This is a genomic window from Devosia salina, from assembly GCF_019504385.1.
Lineage (GTDB): Bacteria > Pseudomonadota > Alphaproteobacteria > Rhizobiales > Devosiaceae > Devosia > Devosia salina.
This window is the reverse complement of sequence record NZ_CP080590.1, coordinates 1,691,738-1,712,031: the sequence shown is the minus strand read 5'-3', so window position 1 is coordinate 1,712,031 and position 20,294 is coordinate 1,691,738. Positions and strand designations below refer to the sequence as shown.

18 protein-coding genes are annotated in these 20,294 nt (G+C 63.7%); 12 read left to right on the top strand and 6 right to left on the bottom strand.

Going from position 1 to position 20,294, the window contains the following annotated elements:
• Window positions 1–190: 190 nt before the first annotated feature.
• From K1X15_RS08175 to lexA, 6 genes are all read left to right on the top strand, one after another.
• Complete coding sequence (locus K1X15_RS08175) at window positions 191–790, top strand: anthranilate synthase component II (RefSeq protein ID WP_220306969.1); 600 nt, start codon at window positions 191–193, stop codon at window positions 788–790.
• Window positions 790–1,806, top strand: a complete 1,017-nt coding sequence (trpD, locus tag K1X15_RS08170) for an anthranilate phosphoribosyltransferase (protein WP_420828366.1) — start codon at window positions 790–792, stop codon at window positions 1,804–1,806. Before K1X15_RS08175 ends, trpD begins: the two co-directional genes overlap by 1 nt.
• A gap of 2 nt (window positions 1,807–1,808) precedes the next feature.
• Window positions 1,809–2,621 carry an indole-3-glycerol phosphate synthase TrpC gene (gene trpC, locus K1X15_RS08165; protein WP_220306967.1) on the top strand — a complete coding sequence of 271 codons (813 nt, stop codon included), beginning with the start codon at window positions 1,809–1,811 and terminating at the stop codon, window positions 2,619–2,621.
• Window positions 2,621–3,100 carry a cyclic pyranopterin monophosphate synthase MoaC gene (moaC, locus tag K1X15_RS08160; protein ID WP_220306966.1) on the top strand — a complete coding sequence of 160 codons (480 nt, stop codon included), beginning with the start codon at window positions 2,621–2,623 and terminating at the stop codon, window positions 3,098–3,100. The genes trpC and moaC overlap by 1 nt, the downstream gene beginning before the upstream one ends.
• A complete protein-coding gene (locus K1X15_RS08155; RefSeq protein WP_220306965.1) occupies window positions 3,097–4,299 on the top strand; it encodes a molybdopterin molybdotransferase MoeA in 1,203 nt (400 codons plus the stop codon). The genes moaC and K1X15_RS08155 overlap by 4 nt, the downstream gene beginning before the upstream one ends.
• Before the next feature lie 120 nt (window positions 4,300–4,419).
• The gene (gene lexA, locus K1X15_RS08150) at window positions 4,420–5,139 is read left to right on the top strand and encodes a transcriptional repressor LexA (protein ID WP_220306964.1); all 720 of its coding nucleotides are present in this window, start codon (window positions 4,420–4,422) and stop codon (window positions 5,137–5,139) included.
• A 71-nt stretch (window positions 5,140–5,210) separates the two neighbouring features.
• On the opposite strand, the gene K1X15_RS08145 is transcribed toward lexA, so the two are convergent.
• On the bottom strand, window positions 5,211–7,019 hold the full coding sequence (locus K1X15_RS08145) for an IlvD/Edd family dehydratase (protein ID WP_220306963.1): 1,809 nt from the start codon (window positions 7,017–7,019) through the stop codon (window positions 5,211–5,213).
• A 295-nt stretch (window positions 7,020–7,314) separates the two neighbouring features.
• On the opposite strand from K1X15_RS08145, the gene K1X15_RS08140 reads away from it, so the two are divergent.
• Genes K1X15_RS08140 through K1X15_RS08125 form a run of 4 tightly spaced genes read left to right on the top strand, consistent with a single transcriptional unit; the run spans window position 7,315 to window position 11,696 of the window.
• Window positions 7,315–8,235 carry a 2-dehydro-3-deoxygalactonokinase gene (locus K1X15_RS08140; RefSeq protein ID WP_220306962.1) on the top strand — a complete coding sequence of 307 codons (921 nt, stop codon included), beginning with the start codon at window positions 7,315–7,317 and terminating at the stop codon, window positions 8,233–8,235.
• 10 nt (window positions 8,236–8,245) lie between these two features.
• Window positions 8,246–8,857, top strand: a complete 612-nt coding sequence (locus K1X15_RS08135) for a 2-dehydro-3-deoxy-6-phosphogalactonate aldolase (protein WP_220306961.1) — start codon at window positions 8,246–8,248, stop codon at window positions 8,855–8,857.
• Complete coding sequence (locus tag K1X15_RS08130; RefSeq protein WP_220306960.1) at window positions 8,854–9,729, top strand: SMP-30/gluconolactonase/LRE family protein; 876 nt, start codon at window positions 8,854–8,856, stop codon at window positions 9,727–9,729. Before K1X15_RS08135 ends, K1X15_RS08130 begins: the two co-directional genes overlap by 4 nt.
• 8 nt (window positions 9,730–9,737) lie before the next feature.
• Entirely contained in the window at window positions 9,738–11,696 is a 1,959-nt protein-coding gene (locus K1X15_RS08125; protein WP_220306959.1) for a beta-galactosidase, read from the top strand.
• On the opposite strand, the gene K1X15_RS08120 is transcribed toward K1X15_RS08125, so the two are convergent.
• A complete protein-coding gene (locus K1X15_RS08120; RefSeq protein WP_220306958.1) occupies window positions 11,665–13,683 on the bottom strand; it encodes a ComEC/Rec2 family competence protein in 2,019 nt (672 codons plus the stop codon). The two genes, K1X15_RS08125 and K1X15_RS08120, sit on opposite strands and share 32 nt — an antisense overlap.
• Window positions 13,684–13,886: 203 nt before the next feature.
• On the opposite strand from K1X15_RS08120, the gene gltX reads away from it, so the two are divergent.
• A complete protein-coding gene (gltX, locus tag K1X15_RS08115; protein WP_220306957.1) occupies window positions 13,887–15,302 on the top strand; it encodes a glutamate--tRNA ligase in 1,416 nt (471 codons plus the stop codon).
• 182 nt (window positions 15,303–15,484) lie between these two features.
• Window positions 15,485–16,774: a citrate synthase gene (gene gltA, locus K1X15_RS08110; RefSeq protein ID WP_220306956.1), complete on the top strand. Its 1,290-nt coding sequence runs from the start codon at window positions 15,485–15,487 to the stop codon at window positions 16,772–16,774.
• Here gltA and K1X15_RS08105 read toward each other — a convergent pair.
• Genes K1X15_RS08105 through lpxD form a run of 4 tightly spaced genes read right to left on the bottom strand, consistent with a single transcriptional unit; the run spans window position 16,750 to window position 20,264 of the window.
• Window positions 16,750–17,940 (bottom strand): lipid-A-disaccharide synthase, encoded by a 1,191-nt coding sequence (locus K1X15_RS08105; RefSeq protein WP_220306955.1) that lies wholly within the window; start codon window positions 17,938–17,940, stop codon window positions 16,750–16,752. The two genes, gltA and K1X15_RS08105, sit on opposite strands and share 25 nt — an antisense overlap.
• A 19-nt stretch (window positions 17,941–17,959) precedes the next feature.
• On the bottom strand, window positions 17,960–18,769 hold the full coding sequence (gene lpxA / locus K1X15_RS08100; RefSeq protein WP_220306954.1) for an acyl-ACP--UDP-N-acetylglucosamine O-acyltransferase: 810 nt from the start codon (window positions 18,767–18,769) through the stop codon (window positions 17,960–17,962).
• Entirely contained in the window at window positions 18,766–19,239 is a 474-nt protein-coding gene (gene fabZ / locus K1X15_RS08095) for a 3-hydroxyacyl-ACP dehydratase FabZ (protein ID WP_220306953.1), read from the bottom strand. Before fabZ ends, lpxA begins: the two co-directional genes overlap by 4 nt.
• Window positions 19,236–20,264, bottom strand: coding sequence for a UDP-3-O-(3-hydroxymyristoyl)glucosamine N-acyltransferase (gene lpxD, locus K1X15_RS08090; RefSeq protein WP_220306952.1), 1,029 nt, complete (start codon window positions 20,262–20,264; stop codon window positions 19,236–19,238). The genes fabZ and lpxD overlap by 4 nt, the downstream gene beginning before the upstream one ends.
• Window positions 20,265–20,294: the final 30 nt, after the last annotated feature.

Sequence of the window (20,294 nt, the reverse complement as noted above, 5' to 3'; positions counted from 1 at the left end):
GAGGCGCTGGTGTCCATCGTCTCCCTCCCCCTTGTGGGCTTTGACCCGACCCGGAGGGACAATCTCTCCGGTGGAGAGATTGAAGGGGAGAAGGATCAAGGGTGGGGGTAATCCTGCAACGCTCTCGATGCATCGATGGCAAAGCTGGTTCTGAACGGCGCCACCAGAACCACTCCCAGAGGACAGGCCAATGACCAAGACCCTCGTCATCGATAATTACGACAGCTTCACCTACAACCTCGTCCATTTCCTGGGCGAGCTTGGCGCCGACATCACCGTCAGGCGTAACGACAAGATTACGCTTGAAGAAATCGCCGCCATGGCCCCGGACGCCATCGTGCTGTCTCCCGGCCCGTGCACGCCCAATGAGGCCGGTATTTGCCTGGCCGTCATCAACCGCTTCAAGTCGACCATTCCCATGTTGGGTGTGTGCCTTGGCCATCAGGCCATGGGCCAGGCACTGGGCGGCGACGTGGTGCGGGCGCCGAGCCTCTTCCACGGCAAGACCAGCAAGATCCACCATACCGGCAAGGGCATCTTCCGCGGCCTCAACAACGACTTCGAGGCGACGCGCTACCACTCCCTGATCGTCAAGGCTGACACCCTGCCCGACGAGCTGGAAGTCACGGCCACCACCGATGACGGCCTGATCATGGGCATGCAGCACAAGAGCCTGCCCCTGCATGGCGTGCAGTTCCATCCCGAGAGCATCGCCTCGGAGAATGGACACGCCCTCTTGCAGAATTTCCTCGACATTGCCCGCGACTTCAACGGAAAGAAGGCTGCGTGATGGACCTCAAGACCGCCCTTCACAAGATTGCCGAAGGCAAAGACCTGACCGGCGAGGAAATGCGCGGCGCCATGCGCGTGATCATGGCCGGCGAGGCGACGCAGGCGCAGATCGGCGCCTTCCTCATGGGCATGCGCCTCAAGGGTGAAACGGTCGGCGAGATTGCCGCCGCCGTCTCCATCCTGCGCGAGCAGATGGTGCCCGTTTCGGCGCCCGAGGATGCCATCGACATTGTCGGCACCGGCGGCGACGGCGTGGGCAGCCTCAATATCTCCACGGCCACGGCGCTGGTCGTCGCGGCGGCCGGCGTGCCGGTCGCCAAGCATGGCAACAAGGCGCTGTCGTCGCGCTCCGGCTCTTCGCAGGCGCTCGAGGCTCTGGGCGTCAAGCTGGACCTCACGCCCGAGCAGATCGGCAACACCATTGCCGAGGCCAATATCGGCTTCATGTTTGCGCCGCACCACCATCCCGCCATGCGCCATGTCGGGCCGGCGCGGGCCGAAATGGGGGTGCGCACCCTGTTCAACCTCCTGGGCCCGCAGTCCAATCCGGCCGGCGTCCGCCGCTATCTGCTGGGCGTCTACGACCAGGAATGGGTCGAGCCGGTCGCCGCGGCCCTCCTCGCCAATCGCGCCATCAAGGCCTGGGTGGTCCATTCGAGCGAAGGGCTGGACGAGCTCTCGACGTCCGGCCCCAATTTCGTGGCACAGATCGCCAATGGTGATCTGAGGAGCTTCGAATTGCATCCCGAACAGGTCGGCCTGAAACTGACCGATCCGAAGGAGCTGCTGGGCGGCGAACCGGCGGAGAACGCGGCGGCCATCATGGCCCTGTTCGAGGGCGCTCCCGGCGCCTATAGGGATACGGTGCTGCTCAATGCTGCCGCTGCCCTCCTGGTCGCCGACAAGGTCGAGACCATCGAGGAGGGTATCGCCCTGGCGCGCGACACCGTCGACACCGGCAAGGCGAAGGAAACCCTGGCGCGCCTCGTCGCCGTATCCAACAGGCAGGCATGACCATGAGTGATATTCTCAAGCAGATCGAATCCTACAAGCGCGAAGAAATCGCTGCGGCCAAATCGATGCGCCCCTGGGCCGAAGTCGTGGCCGAGGCGCATGACCAGCCCCCGCCGCGCGGCTTTCTCAAGGCCATCAAGGACAAGCGCGCCAAGGGGCAATATGCTCTGATCGCCGAGGTCAAGAAGGCCAGTCCCTCAAAGGGGCTGATCCGCCCCGATTTCAATCCGGCCGAGATTGCCCGCGCATATGAAACCGCCGGGGCCGCCTGCCTCTCCGTGCTGACCGACCGGCCGAGCTTCCAGGGTTCGCCCAGCTATCTCATCGAGGCGCGTGCCGCCACGCGGCTCCCGGTGTTGCGCAAGGATTTCCTGTTCGAAACCTATCAGGTGGCCGAGGCCCGCTCCTGGGGGGCCGATTGCATCCTGATCATCCTGGCGGCCGTTGGCGACGATGTTGCCCGCTACCTGCTCGATGCCGCCGAGGAATGGGGCATGGATGCGCTGGTGGAAGTGCACGACCAGCTCGAACTCGATCGCGCCCTGGCGCTCGATGCCAAATTCATCGGCGTCAACAACCGCAATCTGCGCACCTTCGAGACGACGCTGGAGACCACAGTCAACCTTGCGGCCGGGGTTCCGGACAGTGTCCTGCTGGTCAGCGAGAGCGGCATCATGACCCATGAGCACGTAAAGATGCTCGACGAGCGCTGCAATGTCGGCACTTTCCTTGTCGGGGAAAGCCTGATGCGGCAGGACGATGTGGTTGCCGCCACCCGCTCCCTGCTGATGGGCGCGCCGGAAACCGTGCGCTGATGGCGGGCGGTCTCACCCATCTCAACGAAAAGGGCGAAGCCCATATCGTTGATATCGGTGACAAGGCCGTTACGCGTCGCCGGGCCGTGGCGCAGGCGCGCCTGAGCGGCGAGGCCGGAACCATCGCCACCATTCTGGGCGGCGGTCTCAAGAAGGGCGATGCCCTGGCCGTGGCGCGCATCGCCGGCATAATGGCCGCCAAGAAGACTTCGGAACTCATCCCGCTCTGCCACCCGATCCCGCTGACCAAGGTCGGCGTCCAGATCGAAGGCGACAGCGCGACGTCCATTCTCATCCTCGCCACCGCCGAGACAACGGGCCAGACTGGCGTCGAGATGGAGGCCCTGACCGCCGCGTCCACGGCGGCACTGACCCTCTACGACATGGCCAAGGCCATCGACCGCGCCATGGTGATTTCCGACCTCTGTCTCGTCGAAAAGTCAGGCGGCAAGTCGGGCGACTTCCGGCGCGAAGCATGAGCCTCTTGCCGGTCGATGAGGCGCTGAAGGCCATTCTGGCGCATATCCCGCCCGTCACGGTCGAAACGGTCACTCTGGCCGAAGCCGCTGGACGGGTTCTCGCCGAACCCCTTATTGCCCACCACGACCAGCCTCCGTTCAATGCCAGCGCCATGGATGGCTACGCCATGCGCGCCGTCGATGTCAGTGATGGCGCTTGGCTCGACGTCATCGGGACGTCCCAGGCCGGTGCCGCTTACCCCGGCGCGCTCGGGCCGGGCCAGGCCGTGCGCATCTTCACCGGTGCGCCAGTGCCGGAGGGCGCCGACACCGTCATCATGCAGGAAGAGGCGGTGCGCGAAGGGCAGAGGGTCCGCTTCACCGCCGCTGCCCGGCCCGGCCACAGCATCCGGCCCAAGGGTAACGACTTTGCAACGGGACAGGTCCTCGTCGCGGCCGGCACTCGACTGACGCCCATGCAGATCGCCGTAGCCGCGGCCGCCAATGCCGGAACGCTGGCCGTTGCGAAACGCCCACGCATCGGCCTTGTCGCCACGGGCGATGAACTGGTCCTGCCAGGCAATCCGCTCGGTCCTGACCAGATCGTGGCGTCCAACAGCTACGGCCTTGCGGCCATGCTGGCGCCCTATGCCGACACCGTCACCGACCATGGCATCGTCCCGGACGATGTCGCCCAGCTCAGGGCACAGCTATCGACCGCCTTTGCGGCGGAACCCGATATTCTCATCACGACCGGCGGTGCCTCTGTCGGTGAGCATGACCTCGTTCAGGATGTCCTCAAGGACCTTGGTGTCACGCTCGCGTTCTGGCGCATCAACATGCGGCCGGGAAAACCACTGATGTTCGGGACGCGCGGACGGACCCTCGTCTTCGGCCTGCCCGGCAATCCGGTTTCGGCCATGCTCACGGCCCTTGTCTTCATCAAGCCGGCCCTGAGGGCCTGGCTGGGCCATGCCGAACCACAGCCCTGGCGCCTGAAGCTGGCCGCGCCCACCCCGGCCAATACCGCCCGACGCCATTTCATGCGCGCGCGGCTGGTTCATGGCGCCGATGGCATGCTGGCCGATCCCATCAGCCAGACCGATAGCGGCCACACCTCGTCCCTCGCCGAAGCCGGCCTCCTGATCGTTCAGCCCGAGCATGATCCGGGCCAGCCGGCCGGCGCCATGGTCGATGCCATGCCCATCAACGCCTTCTGATTCTGACATTTTGTTCAGCACCCGTTCATTAACGGACTCCTGGACCCAAGGCATTGCAGAACATAAATGGAACATGTATGGTCGTTCCGTCTATGTTCCGATTCTGGGGTTGTGGGGCCAATGCTGACACGCAAACAACACGAGCTGCTGATGTTCATCCACGAAAGGATGAAGGAGAGCGGCATTCCCCCAAGCTTCGACGAAATGAAGGATGCCCTTGATCTGGCATCGAAATCCGGCATTCACCGGCTGATCACGGCGCTGGAGGAGCGCGGCTTCATCCGCCGCCTGCCCAACCGGGCCCGGGCGCTCGAAGTGGTCAAGCTCCCCGATTCGATGAACCCCTCGCTGGGTGGCCGCAAGGCGCGCTTCGAGCCGGCGGTCATCGAAGGCAATCTGGGCAAGGTCGCCTCCCCCCCGTCACGAAATAGTGGTGGCGGATCAGATGATTACGCCCGACCGGTCTCCATCCCCGTCATGGGCCGCATCGCCGCCGGCACGCCCATCGAAGCCATCCAGACCCATTCGCACACCATTGCCGTGCCGCCCGAAATGTTGGGCGCAGGCGAGCACTATGCCCTTGAAGTACGTGGTGATTCCATGATCGAGGCCGGCATCTTCGATGGTGACACCGTGCTCATCAAGAAGCAGGAACACGCTTCAACCGGCGAAATCATCGTGGCCCTGGTCGACGACGAGGAAGCCACCCTCAAGCGCCTGCGCCGCAAGGGTGATACGGTCGCGCTCGAAGCGGCCAACCCCGCTTACGAAACCCGCATCTTCCCGCCCGACCGGGTCAAGGTGCAGGGGCGTCTGGTGGGGCTGCTGCGGAAGTATTGAGAGTTCTTTCGCCCAAATGATAAGGCCCGCCAGATTGGCGGGCCTTCGTTTTATTCTTGTCCAGCAATGCCTTAGTGGTTGTCGCGCGGTACGCCTTCGGTCTGGGCGATGCGCTGGTACTTTTCCGCAGGTTTGAGGATGGCGCCGTCGCCAAGCTGCCCGACAATGCCGCGCTGGATTTCCTGCCAGGGCGTCTGGTGCTTGGGGAACTTGTAGCCGCCCTCGGCTTCCAGCGCGGCCCGACGGGTGGCGATCTCCTCGTCAGAGATGAGGATATTGGCCTCGCCCTTGTTGAGGTCGATACGCACGCGGTCGCCGGTCTTGAGGATGGCGAGATTGCCCCCTGCGGCCGCTTCCGGTGAGGCGTTGAGGATCGAGGGCGAACCCGAGGTACCGGACTGGCGGCCGTCGCCGATGCAGGCCAGTGACGATATACCCTTCTTGATCAGATAGGCCGGCGGCCGCATGTTCACGACCTCGGCCGCGCCCGGATAGCCGATGGGGCCTGCGCCACGCATGAACAGAAGCGTGTGCTCGTCGATTTCGAGAGAGGGGTCGTCGATGCGGTGGTGATAGTCCTCGGGACCATCGAACACCACTGCCTTGCCCTCGAACATGCCCGGATGGGCCGGGTCGGACAGATAGCGCTCGCGGAACTCGGGCGAAATCACGCTGGTCTTCATGATGGCGTTGTCGAAGAGATTGCCGCGCAGCACCAGGAAACCGGCCTCGGCCTTGAGCGGGTTGTCGAAGTGGCGGATGACCTTGTCGTCCTCGATGGGCGTCTTGGCGCAGTTCTCGCCAATGGTCTTACCGTTGACGGTCGGGGCGCCCTCATGAATGAGGCCCTTCTTCATCAGTTCGTTGACCACGGCCGGCACGCCGCCAGCATGATAGTAATCCTCGCCCAGATACTCGCCGGCGGGCTGCAAATTGACCAGCAGCGGCACCTTGTGCCCGTGTTGCTGCCACTCGTCGATATTGAGCTCGACGCCAATGTGGCGCGCTATGGCGTTGATATGGATGGGAGCATTGGTCGAGCCGCCAATGGCGGAATTGACCACAATGGCGTTGAGGAAATTCTCCTTGGTCAGGATGTCCGAGGGCTTCAAATCCTCATGCACCATCTCCACTGCCCGCTTGCCGGTGCGGTAGGCCATTTCCTGGCGATCACGGTAGGGCGCGGGAATCGCGGCGGAGCCCGGCAGCTGCATGCCGAGGGCCTCAGCCAGCGAATTCATGGTCGAGGCCGTGCCCATGGTGTTGCAGTAGCCCGTCGATGGCGCAGATGAGGCGACCAGCTCGATGAATTTGGGGTAATCGATCTCGCCGGCAGCCAGCATCTGCCGCGCCTTCCACACAATGGTGCCAGAGCCAGTACGCTCGCCCTTGTGCCAGCCGTTGAGCATGGGTCCGACCGAGAGCGCGATTGCCGGGATATTGACCGTGGCGGCACCCATCAGCATGGCCGGGGTGGTCTTGTCGCAACCAATGGTCAGCACTACGCCATCCAGCGGGTAGCCGTAGAGCACTTCCACGAGTCCAAGATAAGCAAGGTTTCGGTCAAGTCCGGCCGTGGGGCGCTTGCCAGTCTCCTGGATGGGGTGCACAGGGAACTCAATGGCGATGCCGCCCGCCTCGCGAATGCCTTCGCGCACGCGTTCGGCCAGCACCATGTGATGCCGGTTGCAGGGGCTGAGATCGGACCCCGTCTGGGCGATTCCGATGATCGGCTTGCCCGACTGCAGCTCTTCGCGCGACACGCCGAAATTCATGTAGCGCTCAAGGTAGAGTGCGGTCATGTCGGGATTGTCGGGATTGTCGAACCACGCGCGCGAGCGGAGTTTGCGGCCGCCGGCGCCGCCTTTGTCTGCAGTCATCTTGCCTGTTCCTTGCTGATCCGCCAGGGCGCGGATGTGAGGGCCTTGGTGGGGCTGTTCTAGCACGCCGGGCCGCGCTGTGAATGGGCTGGCGGTAAAAAATCATACAAATCAGTTCATGGCGCTTGCAATGCGGTGCAAATCTGGCGGAAAAGCTGACGCGGCTTACCCTGCGACGGGTGCGCGGCGGTGCCCTGCGCTATTGATGCGCCCAACAGGAATCGGTCTGGCCAGCAACAAGGCGCCGCATTAGGGTCGCGCCGCGCAGCAGGTGGAGCCGGGAGCGAGGACGAACGTGACTGAATCGATTGCATGGGTAGCCGTGGACTGGGGTACCTCCAATCTGCGGGCCTGGGGCATGTCCGAGATGGGCGCAGTCCTTGCGTCCGCAGCCTCGGACAAGGGAATGGGCAAGCTGTCGCCCCAGGAGTTTCCCACAGCCTTGGGCGACGTGTTGGCGCAGCTTTCGCCCTCCGCCGGGCGCAGGATCGAGGTGGTGGTGTGCGGCATGGCCGGGGCACGCCAGGGCTGGCTCGAAGCGCCTTATCTGGAGGCGCCCACCGATCTGGGCACCTTGGGGCGCGGCGCGGTTCACCCGCAAGTGCCGGATGGCAACGTCATCGTCTCCATCTTGCCCGGGGTCTGCCAGCGGGTCGGCGGCGAGAATGTGATGCGCGGAGAGGAGACCCAGCTTCTCGGTCTCGCTTCGGTGGTGCCCGACTATGCCGGGCTCGTCTGCATGCCCGGCACACACTCGAAGTGGGCGCGGCTCGAAGGCACGAGGATCGTCGGCTTCACCACGGCCATGACCGGGGAGCTATTCGAGTTGCTCAAGACCCATTCGGTGCTGCGGCACTCGCTCAATGGCGTCCTTGATGGTCCCGGGCGAGACGATGGCTTCCAGGCAGGCGCCAGGGATGGCCTCGACAATCCAGCAGATCTGTTGGGGCAGTTGTTCCGTGTGCGGGCCGCCGCCTTGCTCTCGGGGCGTAGCCCGGACTGGTGCGCCGGCTATCTCTCCGGCCTGTTGATTGGCACCGAGATCGCTGCGAACCGTAACCAGATCGGCACCGATCCAATTCCACTCATCGGATCGTCCGCACTCTGCGCGCTTTATGCCCGCGTGCTCGCCATGACCGGCGCCACCGGCCGCATCGTTGATTCCACCGAAGTCGTGCTCGCCGGTCTCAAGGCCGCCCGCGCTTCGATTGCCTGAGGACCTGCCAGTGTCACACCGTCATATCATCGCCATTCTGCGCGGCATCACACCGGAGGAGGCCGTTCCGGTCTGCACGGCCTTGGTAGAAGCCGGCATCACCCTTATCGAAGTGCCGCTCAATTCGCCCAACGCTGTTGACAGCATCGGGCGCGCCGCATCAGCCCTGTCCGGTCGGGCGGAGATTGGCGCGGGCACGGTGCTATCGCCCGAGGATGTGCGCGCGGTAGCCGGTGCAGGTGGCACGTTTATCGTGTCGCCCGACACCAATCCGGCGGTGATCGCCGAAACGGTCGGCCTGGGACTCAAATCCTATCCGGGTGTCTTCTCGCCCACAGACGCCTTTGCCGCCATTCGCGCCGGCGCGACCGGTCTCAAGTTCTTTCCGGCAGAGGTGCTCGGAGCCAAGGGCATCAAGGCGATGAAGGCAGTGCTGCCGCCTCAGCTGCCGGTCTATGCCGTAGGCGGAGCCAATCCGGACAATTTCCACGAGTTCTTCGCCGTCGGCTGCACTGGCTTTGGCCTCGGAACATACATCTTCAAGCCGGGCATGGGCGTCGCTGAAATTGCCGATCGCGCTCGACTGGCCGTTGCCTCGTATGACCGTGGAGCGGCAAAATGACCGGGACGGCGAAGCTCCTGATTGACAGCCAGTGCGCCCTTGGCGAAGGACCGTTCTGGCATGCTGGGCGCGCGCAATTGTTCTGGTTCGACATCAACAACCAGACCCTGTTCGCGGCAAGCGCGGAGGGCACGCTTCAGGATCAATGGCATTTCGACGAGATTGTCGCTGCCGCCGCCATCGTCGATGATTCGACCCTGGCGCTCGCTACCGAAACAGGCCTCAAGCGGTTCGATCTCGGCACCGGCGCAATCACCCCGATTGCCGATATCGAGAGCGACGTCCCCGCCAATCGCACCAATGACAGCCGCGTGCACCCATCCGGGGCGTTCTGGATCGGCACCATGGTCAAGGACGAGGGGCCCAAGGACGGCGCAGTCTACCACTATCGCGCCGGCAAGCTGACCCGGATCATCAGCGAAGTGGCCATTCCAAACGCCACCTGCTTCTCGCCGGATGGCCGCACCGCATACTGGACCGACACGCCGGACCAGAAGATTCTCAAATGCGCGGTGGATCCTCAGACCGGCCTGCCCTTGGGCGCGTGGGAACTGTTCGCGGATGTCTCCGAGCATCGCGGCTATCCCGACGGTGCGGTCGTCGACAGCGAGGGCTATCTGTGGAATGCGCGCTGGGGTGGATCCTGCGTCATTCGCTACGCACCCGATGGGACAATCGACCGGATCATTGAGGTACCGGTCAGCCAGGTCACCTGCCCGGCCTTTGGCGGCAAGGACCTCAAGCGCTTGTTCCTGACGACCGCCAACAAGAACCTGTCGCCCGAGCAACTGGCGACGGAAAAGGTTGCCGGCGGCGTCTTCTATATCGACCTCGACATTGCCGGCCTGCCCGAAGCCAAGATCGAGCTCTGAGACCACACATGACCAACCCGGCCTTAGGCGTCTGCTACTATCCCGAACACTGGCCCGAGGCGATGTGGGAGGCGGATGCGGCCCGCATGGCCGAGCTCGGCATCCGCGTCGTGCGCATTGGCGAGTTTGCCTGGTCGCGGCTGGAGCCGACCCCGAGCGATGTTCGACTCGACTGGATGATCCGGGCGATGGACGTGCTCGGTCGCCACGACCTTCAGGTGATCGTCGGCACGCCGACCGCCACGCCACCGCGCTGGATGGTCGACAAGCATCCGGACATGCTGGCCGTCGATGCCCAGGGGCACCGCAAGGGCTTCGGCTCGCGCCGCCACTATGACTTTTCGCATCTAGGCTATCGCGCCGAAGCGGCCCGGATAACCCAGATCCTTGCCGACGCGCTTGGCGATCATCCGGCCCTTGGCGGCTGGCAGACCGACAATGAATATGGCTGCCACGGTACCACCTATTCCTATTCTCCAGCGGCGCGGGACGGGTTCCGCCTCTGGCTCAGGAACAGATACGGCACGATCGGTGCCCTCAATGCTGCCTGGGGCACCGTCTTCTGGTCCATGGAGTACAACAGTTTCGAGCAGATCGATCTGCCGAACCTGCTGGTCTGCGACGCTGCGCCTGCCCATGAACTGGATTTCCGGCGCTACTCTTCCGAGCAGGTGTCGGCCTTCAACAAGGTGCAATACGATATCCTCAAGGCGCGGCGACCCGACCTGCCGGTTATCCATAACTTCATGAGCCGCTACAGCGAGTTCGACCACTACCGTCTCGGCGAGAGCATCGACATCGCCAGCTGGGATTCATATCCCATAGGCCATCTGGCCAAGAGTGACGAAACTCCCGAGCACAAGGCGCAATATTTGCGCCAGGGCGATCCAGACAATGCCGCTTTCCACCACGATCTCTACCGGACCGTCGGCCATGGACGCTGGTGGATCATGGAGCAACAGCCGGGGCCGGTGAACTGGGCGGATGCCAATCCCGATCCCCTGCCCGGCATGGCGCGCCTCTGGGCCTGGGAGGCCTTCGCCCATGGTGCAGAGGTGGTCTCCTACTTCCGCTGGCGTCAGGCTCCGTTTGGGCAGGAGCAGATGCATGCCGGCCTGCTGCGGCCGGACAGTGAGCCCGCGCCCGGCTATGCCGAAGCCGGCCAGGTTGCCCAGGAACTCACCCAGATCGGTTTTGCCGGGGCGCCTGCTCGAGCGCGGATTGCCCTGGTCTACGACTATGAAAGCGAATGGGCCTGGGAGATCCAGCCCCAAGCCGCCGGCTTCGGTCATGGCAATCATGTCCGTGCGCTCTATGCCGCCTTCCGCAAGCATGGGCTGGACGTGGACGTGCTGCCACCCACCACCGCGGACCTGTCCGGATACCAGATCGTTGCCATTCCCGCCCTCATGGCCTGGACGGACGAGCTGCGCGAGGCCGTTGCCAATTTTGATGGGCATCTGCTGATCGGCCCGCGCACCGGCTCGAAGACCGCCCACTTTGCCATTCCTCCTCAGCTCGGCCCTGACCTGGGCGCCGGCCTGCTTGATGCCAGGATAACCCGCATCGACAGCCTGCCCGAGGGCATCGAGGTAGCGGTCAAGGGCGGCGGCGCCACGCGGCTCTGGCGCGAAAGGATCGAAGGGGGTCCGGAGGTGGTGATGGAGGATGTCGAGGGCGTGCCCGTGCTGGTTTCGCAGGGGAAGCTCTTCTACCTCACGGCCAGTGGCGACAAGGCGCTGGTTCAGCGCGTCGTTGACTATCTGATTGCCGAAGCCGACACGCCAACCCTGACGCTGCCTGCCGGTGTCCGTTGCCGGGTGCGCGGCGATTTTCGCATCTATGTGAACTATGCCTCGAGCGAACAAAGGCTGACCCTTGCGCCTGACGAGGCCGGCTATGTGCTTGGCGGCGCCAGCATTGCGGCCGCCGGCGTCACGGTGGCGAGACTCTCCAGGGCCGATTGAGGGTGTCGATGGCGGGGCGTATGTCGAAGCGCCCTGCCCCCTCGTTCCAGATGGCGGTGTGAACGCCGCCCCTCGCCAGTTCGTTCGCAGCAATGACTTGCCCGAGCGCGTAGCACTGTCCGGGCGGGCGAATGCGGGCGATCACCAGGTCATTGGTGCCGCAATCTTCGGCGAAAGCAGCCGCATTGCGCACAATGGCGATCCGGTATTGCGGTGTGGTGACGATGCAACCGAGGCCATCACAGCGGGCACCGGCATGGTCCTGGGCGATCGCCGTCTGATAATGCCGGCTCCATACATCGGTAGCGAAACTCCCGATGCGGCCACTCGCCAGTGCGAACCCATCTCCGCCCTCGATGGCGACGGCCTGTGTGGTGTCGGCGATGAGCACGTCGGGACGCTGCTCCAGGCCGAACATCAATATGACCATGGCAGCCAGCGCCGGCGCCATCAGGCGCCAGCGATTTTCCAGAAATGCGAACCAGGCGAGCGCCAGCAAACCCACCAGCAGGGTCCAGCCCGAGAGCAGCGGGTTGCCAGTCCAGCCGGCGCTCCACCCGGCAACGAGGACGGCCACATCCACCATGCGGTCGATGCCCCAGCCCATGATGGAGAGGAATGGAGCCTCGGCGCCGAATGGCATCGCCAGGACCGCAATTAGGCCGAACGGCATGATCACAAGGCTGACAAAAGGCAAGGCCAGAACATTGCCGATCACCCCAAGAGGTGCCGTCTGGTGGAAGTGGTAGGCCGAGAACAGCAAGGTGGCGAGGCCAGCGACAAGACTGGTCCAGGCGGTCGCGGTGACGACGTTGGCAATCTGCAGGATGCGCCCCCGCGATCCCCCGGTGCGGGGACGCGGCAGTTCATATATGCCAATCAGCCCCACAACGGCGGCAAAGGACAGCTGGAAACTGGGCCCGAAGATACTCGCCGGGTCGATCACGAGGATCACCAGCGCGGCGATGGCGACATTGCGCATGGTGAGCGCCTGCCGGCCAGCCAGGACCGCTCCGAAAATCAACGCGAGCATCAGGGTGGACCGGAAGGCGGGAACATTGTCGATGCCGCCTGCCAGCAGCAGGTATAGAAAAGCGGCGGCTATGCCGGTCAGTGCCGCGATCTGCTTGACGGGCCAATAGGCCAGGCCCGGTGTAGCGGCCAGGAGCAGCCGGACGAGCCAGAAGATGCCGCCGGCGACAATGGACAAATGCAGGCCGGAAATTGAGTAGATGTGCGCCAGGCCGGCGGCTGCCATCAAATCCCGGGTTTCGTCGGTTATGCCGCCCTGATCGCCCACGACCATGGCCTTGCCGATAGCAGCGGTGTCGCCGGACAGGACCGCGGCGATGCGCTTCCCGATTGTCTCGCGGAGGGCTTGCACCTGCTGCGCCAGGCCGAACTCAGGGCCCTCAGCAATGCGCTCGACATCGCCGGTGGTCGAGCCGTAGGCACCGACACCGGTGAAGTAGGAGTGGAACTGGCCGTCATAGGCTCCTGGCAAGATGGGACCGGGAATGGGCGCCAAGCGGAGTGGGGCCAGCAGCCGATCGCCAGTTCGGAGTTCGGTCGATGCGGGTAGCAGCAGGCGGGCACGCCGTATCGAGACCGGCCGCGCGTCACCAACGGGGGTCAATTGAGAGACCACCACGCGCTGCCGGTTATCGTCGGACGAGAGCACCTCATCGATGATGGCCTCATATGTTCCATAAACCGGAAAAGGCAACAGGGTGGTGCCAAAGGCCAGCCCATGCAGGGGTAGGAGGCAGAAGCCGCACCAGAGCGCCAGCCACTGCACGCCGAGCCGGGCGCCCGAAAGAGATTTCCGGACAATTGCTGCGGCCAGTATAAGCAGGGCAATCAACGCACCCCCGACAAAGATGTAAGCCGGGGGCTCGAAGGGCAAGGCAGCGTAGCTGACAAGGCCGGCGATCAGGCCGAACGGCAAGAGAATGAAGAGCCGCCGTCTCTCAGTGGCCGCCACCATTGCGGAGAACAAATTCCGATGCCAGCCGGGAGCCTCGCCGCCTGGCGGCCACGCCATTCCTGGCCGGCGGGCACGCCACCGTTCCCATGGCCCCGCAACGCCGCCAAGTGCCCCTCGCTCTGCGTCCATGTGCCCCCGCCCTTGCGCTCAAGCCCGCCTATGCTACACACGGCCCGCAATTCCTCATATCCCTCTGGTTGTCCATGTCCCAGGTCGTCACCCGCTTCGCTCCTTCCCCCACCGGCTACCTCCACATCGGCGGCGCTCGAACGGCGCTGTTCAGCTGGGCCTACGCGAAGAACCAGGGCGGCAAGATGCTGTTGCGCATCGAAGACACCGACCGTGAGCGCTCCACCGAGGCCGCTGTAACCGCGCTCATCGATGGCCTCAAATGGCTGGGGCTGGATTGGGAGGGCGAGCCGATCAGCCAGTTCGCCCGCGCCTCGCGCCATGCCGAGGTCGCCCACGAGCTCGTCAAGATGGGGCATGCCTATTACTGCTACTGCTCGCCAGCAGAGCTTGACCAGATGCGCGAGGATGCTCGGGCGGCCGGCAAACCGCCGCGCTATAACGGCTACTGGCGCGACCGTGATCCGTCAGATGCCCCGGCGGGCGTTTCGCCTGTAATCCGCATCAAGGCACCGCTTTCGGGCGAGATCGTCGTGCACGACCATGTTCAGGGCGACGTGGTGTTCAAGACCGAGAATCTCGACGACTTCATCATCCTGCGCTCGGATGGCACCCCTACCTACATGCATGCCGTCGTGGTGGACGACCACGATATGGGGGTCACCCACATCATTCGCGGCGACGATCACCTGACCAATGCTGCCCGCCAGATCGTCATCTACAATGCCATGGGCTGGACCGTGCCAGAAATGGCCCATATCCCGCTGATCCATGGCCCGGATGGTGCCAAGCTCTCCAAGCGCCATGGCGCCCTCGGCGTCGAGGCCTATCGCCAGATGGGCTACCTGCCGGAGGCATTGCGCAACTATCTGGCGCGGCTGGGCTGGAGCCATGGCGACGACGAAATCTTTTCGACGGAGCAGATGGTGGAGTGGTTCAGCCTGGAGGCCCTGAACAAGGGCGCCGCCCGCTTCGATTTCGTCAAGCTGGAGAACATAAACGGCCACTATATCCGCGAGGCGGACCCGAGCTATCTCTATGAGGTGATGCTGGCCACGGCCCGGGAAGTGGGGCGCGACGGTGATGCAAAGGGCCTTGCTGCCAACCACAATACCGTCCTGGCGGCACTGCCCGAGTTGCAACCGCGCGCCAAGACGGTGCTCGAACTGATCGATCTTGCGCAGTTCATCTATGCCCTGCGCCCCATCCAACCGGACGCCGCTGCGGCCGCGCTGCTGACCGAGGACGCGCGTGAAGTGCTCCAGAGCATTGCCGATACGTTAGGGGGGCTTGCCGATTGGTCAGTGCCGGCCATCGATGCTGCCATGCGGGCCCTTGCCGAAGATAAGGGTCTCAAGCTTGGCAAACTGGCACAGCCCTTGCGTGCCGCGCTTACGGGACGCACCGTTTCTCCGGGGATTTTCGAGGTCATGGTGCTGATCGGGCGCGAGGAAAGCCTGGCGCGACTCGGTGATCAAATCCCGCGCTGACACGCATCAGCGAGGCTGTCGCCAGTCTGTCGGATAGATAAGTCATACTCACCTATCGGTTGCTTGCCACACGCAAGACCTGATACCTCTCGTCGGGAAAATCGGCGCTTTCAAGGCGCCGACCCCGTGTCCGCAATCCTGTCCTTTTCTGCGGGCGAGAGGGGTGAAGCGAGGAGAGCTCAATGACCGAAAAAGTCGCCAAACTCGTCATCGGAGACCAGACCCACGAATTCCCGATCCTGAGTGGATCCGTGGGTCCGGATGTGATGGATATTCGATCGCTCTATGCCAAGACGGGTCTGTTCACCTATGACCCGGGGTTCACGTCGACGGCAGCGTGTGACAGCTCCATCACCTATATCGACGGCGACAAGGGTGAGCTGCTGTATCGCGGCTATCCCATCGAGCAACTGGCGGACAAGTCGAGTTACCTTGAGGTCTGCTACCTGCTCCTTTACGGCGAACTGCCAACCCAGGCGCAGATGAAGGAATTCGAGGCGCTGGTGACGCGCCACACCATGGTGCACGAGCAGATGCACTATTTCTATCGTGGTTTCCGCCGTGACGCGCATCCGATGGCGATCATGACCGGGGTCGTTGGGGCCATGGCCGCCTTCTACCATGACTCCACCGATATCAACGATCCGCAGCAGCGCGAAATCGCCTCGATCCGCATGATCGCCAAGATGCCGACCATTGCGGCCATGGCGTACAAGTATTCGGTGGGGCAGCCCTTCGTTTACCCGCGCAACGACCTCGATTATGCCGCCAATTTCCTGCACATGTGCTTCTCGGTTCCCGCCGAGGAATACAAGGTCGATCCCAAGATCGCCCGGGCCATGGACCTGATCTTCACCCTGCACGCCGATCACGAGCAGAACGCCTCGACTTCGACAGTGCGCCTGTCCGGCTCGTCGGATGCCAACCCCTTCGCCTGTATCGCCGCCGGTGTTGCTTGCCTTTGGGGGCCTGCTCATGGCGGCGCCAACGAAGCCTGCCTCAATATGCTGCGCGAGATCGGTACGGTGGACCGGATTCCGGAATTCATCGCCCGCGCCAAGGACAAGAACGACCCGTTCCGCCTGATGGGCTTCGGTCACCGCGTCTACAAGAATTTCGATCCGCGCGCCAAGGTCATGCAGCAGACCGCCAAGGAAGTGCTCGACATCCTGGGCGTGCACAACAACCCGACACTGCAGGTGGCGCAGGAACTCGAGCGCATTGCGCTTGAGGATCAGTACTTCATCGACCGCAAGCTCTATCCGAACGTCGACTTCTACTCGGGCGTCATTCTGGATGCGATCGGCTTCCCGACCTCCATGTTCACCGTGCTGTTCGCAGTGGCCCGCACCGTGGGCTGGATCAGCCAGTGGAAGGAAATGATCGGCGATCCGCAGAAGAAGATCGGCCGCCCGCGCCAGCTCTACAATGGGGCCACGGCCCGCGACTACGAACCGATCAGCAGCCGCTGATTGCGCCATATGGACAGGACCTGCTCCGCCGGGTCCTGTCGAGGGTGCGGGGCGATCCCCGTCTCCATCACTTGGTAAAGCTCGTCAAAGGCCGCCAATTGGTCCTGACGGGCTTTTTTGTTGCCGATGAGATCCAGGGCGAGGGATCGTACTGCGGAAATGGACAAGGGCGCGGCAACGAACTCGGGAACGACCGGACGTCCCAGGATGATATTGGGCAATGAGACCTGCGGACGCCCAAGGCGATCATAGACGCGCGCCTGGTGGCCATCGAGTGCATAGACGACCAGCATCGGGACGCGGGCCAGGGCCAGTTCCAGCGTGACTGTCCCAGACACGCAGAGGGCGGCGACCGCCTTTGCATAAAGATCGCGCCGCGCCCCTCGCGTGTGTTCGACACGCACTGGCACCGGCCAGTTTGCCGTCTCGGCGACGAGGCGCTGCTGGAGCCGGGGCAGTGTGGGGATGACCAATTCTGTCACTTCCGGTCGACTTGCCAGCTCAGCGGCGATCGCGGCGAACACCGGCAAGTGTCGACGAAGCTCCCCGTCGCGGCTGCCGGGGAGCAATATCAGCGGTCCGTGGATTGACGCATCTGGGGGCGGCATGGCTTCGGCGAGGGCGGGATGGCCGACATAGCAGGTGGGTGGGCCTCCGAGGCGCGTCATCGCCGCGGGCTCGAAGGGCAGAACCGCCAGCACCGCGTCGAACAACGGCTGCAGCCGTGCGGCACGCTCGGGGTTTCTTGCCCATACAGAGGGCGCCACGTAGAGGATCAACCGCCCCGAAAAGCCGCGCCTGCGCAACCTGGCGGCCAATAGCTTGGAGAAATCCTGGGCGTCGACGAGCACAACCACGTCAGGGTTGGAAGACAGAATGGCGCGGGCGGTCTGCTCCAGACGCCAGAGCAATCTGGGCAGATTGATCAGAACATCGGTGATGCCCATCACCGCCAGATCCGTCATGGGGTAGAGTGATTGCAGCCCCTGCCCCGCCAGTTCGTCACCGCCAACACCAGAGATGATCAGGTTGACATGGGCACGCAGACGGCCAACCAGGTCGGCGGCGATGCGGTCTCCAGACGGTTCGCCTGCAAGAATGAACAGGCGCAGCGTTTCGTGGTGTCCCGTGTGCGCCGTGACCTTGTCGCTGTCCGCTTCGCTCACGGCTGTCCCCAGGCCTGGACTACTCTGTCTCGTGGCCGTTGCGCGGCAGCAAAATGGGCCGATCCTCGGCCTCGGCGATGAACCGCACGACGTCCTGGACCAGCGCATCGTCCCGGAAGAGCTCGGCCGCATCCTCGACCCGTTCGCGCAGTGTCCCTTCGCTGGCAAATATCTGCCGATAGGCGGCACGCAGCCGATGGATCGCCTCGCGGTCAAACTTGCGACGCTTGAGACCAACAAGGTTGAGGCCGGTCAGCGACGCCCGGTTGCCCACCGCCATGCCATAGGGAATGACATCGCCGTCGACCATGGATTGAGCACCGATGAAGGCGTGCGCGCCGATGCGGGTGAACTGGTGGATGACGCAGGTGCCGCCTAAAATGACGTTGTCGCCAACGTGCACATGGCCGGCAATGCCGACATAGTTGGCCATGATCACGTTGTTGCCCACCATCGCGTCGTGAGCCACATGGGCGTTCGCCATGATCAGGCAGTTGTCGCCGATCCGCGTGACCATGCCACCGTTTTCGGTGCCCGGATTGATGGTGACCGACTCCCGGATGGTGCAGTTCTGACCGATTTCAAGGCGGGAGTCCTCGCCATGAAACTTGAGGTCCTGCGGCTCGTGGCCAACAGAGGCGAAGGGGAAGATGCGGGTCCCCGCCCCAATGGTCGTGTTGCCTTCAACCACGGCGTGGGAGACGAGTTCTACATTGTCGCCCAGAGAAACCTTTGGCCCCACAATGCTGTATGGCCCAACTCGCACCCCGGACCCGAGCCTTGCGCCGTCAGCAATGATGGCCGTCGGGTGAACGAGCGGAGCGCTCACGAGGGCGCCCCAACGATCATCGCGGTGATTTCGGCCTCGGCAATGATCGTGCCGTTGACCTTGGCCTTGGCCTCGTAGCGGCCGACATTGCGGCGCCGATGCATCTTGGTGATGTGGAATTCGATCGTGTCCCCCGGGCCCGCGGGCTTGCGGAAGCGGGCGTTGTCGACGCCAAGCATCAGGACGATATTCTTCTGGCCCCCGGTGGAATCGTGCTTGATCACGATGGCGCCTGCAGTCTGGGCCATGCCTTCAATGATCAGCACGCCGGGGAAGATCGGATTGCCCGGAAAATGACCCATGAAGATCGGCTCGTTGTAGGTCACGTTCTTGATGCCCACAGCCGATTCATCGCCATTGATGTCAACGATGCGGTCGATCATCAGGAAGGGGTAGCGATGCGGAAGCGCCTCGAGAATTTCGGCAATGCTCATCGCATTCAGTTCGGTTACGGCGGCGGTCTCATTCATCCCCGCTTCTCCCCCTTGGACAGTTTCCGCACGACGGCGAGTTCTCGCCAAAAATCTCTTATATCCTGCGCTGGCGCACCAGCAAGCTTGGAGCCGGCCGGCCAGTCCTTGGTTACCGCGGCCCGGCCATGGATCACCGATCCGGCGCCGATGCTCAAATGACCCGAAGTGCCGACGCCACCACCCATGAGCACGCCGTCGCCGACAATGGTCGAGCCCGACAAGCCGCTCATTGCGGCGATCAGGCAGTAGCGGCCAATGCGGCAATTGTGCCCGATCTGGACCAGGTTATCGACCTTTGTGCCCTCGCCGAGCACGGTATCGCCCAGCGCCCCGCGGTCGATGGTGCTGTTGGCGCCGATCTCTACGCGGTCCTGTATGATGACCCGGCCAAGCTGGGGAATCTTCCGGTTGGACTGTCCGAAGTCGAGCCAGCCAAACCCCTCCGTGCCGATGCGGGCGCCGGAGTGAATGACCACGTCGTTGCCCAGGTGGGCACAATCAATGGTGCAATTGGCCGCGATAACGCAGTTCCGGCCAATGGTCACGCCAGCTCCAATGACGGTATTCGCGCCAATGACGGTGCCCCGGCCGATTTCGACGCCGGCGCCAATCACCACATTGGTTCCGAGCGTAACGTCCCTCTCGAAGACCGGCGCTCCCAGGTCCTCGCGCCCGGCAGCGATGATCGAGCGGGTGCTGGCGGGATAGAGCGCGTCAAGGATGTCGGCAAACAGGTTATGCGGCTTATCGACCATGACGGCGACGCAGCCGGCGGGCACCGCGTCGCGCAAGGCCGGCGCCACCAATACCGCCCCCGCAGCGGTGCGGCGCAGCTCCTCGATATAGCTGGGCTGCGCAGCAAGAACCAGATCGCCCGGCTCTGCCAGGTCAAGCTCAGCAACGCCGCTGATGACCGGATCGCCCCCCGACAGCGTATCAACCAGATCGGCACGACCAAGCTGAACGAGAAGGGCGCTCAGGGTCAGCGGGCCGGCAAAACGGTGAAAGCGGGTGTCGACCATGATGTCACTCAAAAAGAGAGAGCCGCGGCG

Coding starts and splice junctions, on each gene's coding strand:
- K1X15_RS08175 (WP_220306969.1), top strand. CDS start 191: ATGACCAAGACCCTCGTCATCGATAATTACGACAGCTTCACCTACAAC.
- trpD (WP_420828366.1), top strand. CDS start 790: ATGGACCTCAAGACCGCCCTTCACAAGATTGCCGAAGGCAAAGACCTG.
- trpC (WP_220306967.1), top strand. CDS start 1,809: ATGAGTGATATTCTCAAGCAGATCGAATCCTACAAGCGCGAAGAAATC.
- moaC (WP_220306966.1), top strand. CDS start 2,621: ATGGCGGGCGGTCTCACCCATCTCAACGAAAAGGGCGAAGCCCATATC.
- K1X15_RS08155 (WP_220306965.1), top strand. CDS start 3,097: ATGAGCCTCTTGCCGGTCGATGAGGCGCTGAAGGCCATTCTGGCGCAT.
- lexA (WP_220306964.1), top strand. CDS start 4,420: ATGCTGACACGCAAACAACACGAGCTGCTGATGTTCATCCACGAAAGG.
- K1X15_RS08145 (WP_220306963.1), bottom strand. CDS start 7,019: ATGACTGCAGACAAAGGCGGCGCCGGCGGCCGCAAACTCCGCTCGCGC.
- K1X15_RS08130 (WP_220306960.1), top strand. CDS start 8,854: ATGACCGGGACGGCGAAGCTCCTGATTGACAGCCAGTGCGCCCTTGGC.
- K1X15_RS08125 (WP_220306959.1), top strand. CDS start 9,738: ATGACCAACCCGGCCTTAGGCGTCTGCTACTATCCCGAACACTGGCCC.
- K1X15_RS08120 (WP_220306958.1), bottom strand. CDS start 13,683: ATGGTGGCGGCCACTGAGAGACGGCGGCTCTTCATTCTCTTGCCGTTC.
- gltX (WP_220306957.1), top strand. CDS start 13,887: ATGTCCCAGGTCGTCACCCGCTTCGCTCCTTCCCCCACCGGCTACCTC.
- gltA (WP_220306956.1), top strand. CDS start 15,485: ATGACCGAAAAAGTCGCCAAACTCGTCATCGGAGACCAGACCCACGAA.
- fabZ (WP_220306953.1), bottom strand. CDS start 19,239: ATGAATGAGACCGCCGCCGTAACCGAACTGAATGCGATGAGCATTGCC.
- lpxD (WP_220306952.1), bottom strand. CDS start 20,264: ATGGTCGACACCCGCTTTCACCGTTTTGCCGGCCCGCTGACCCTGAGC.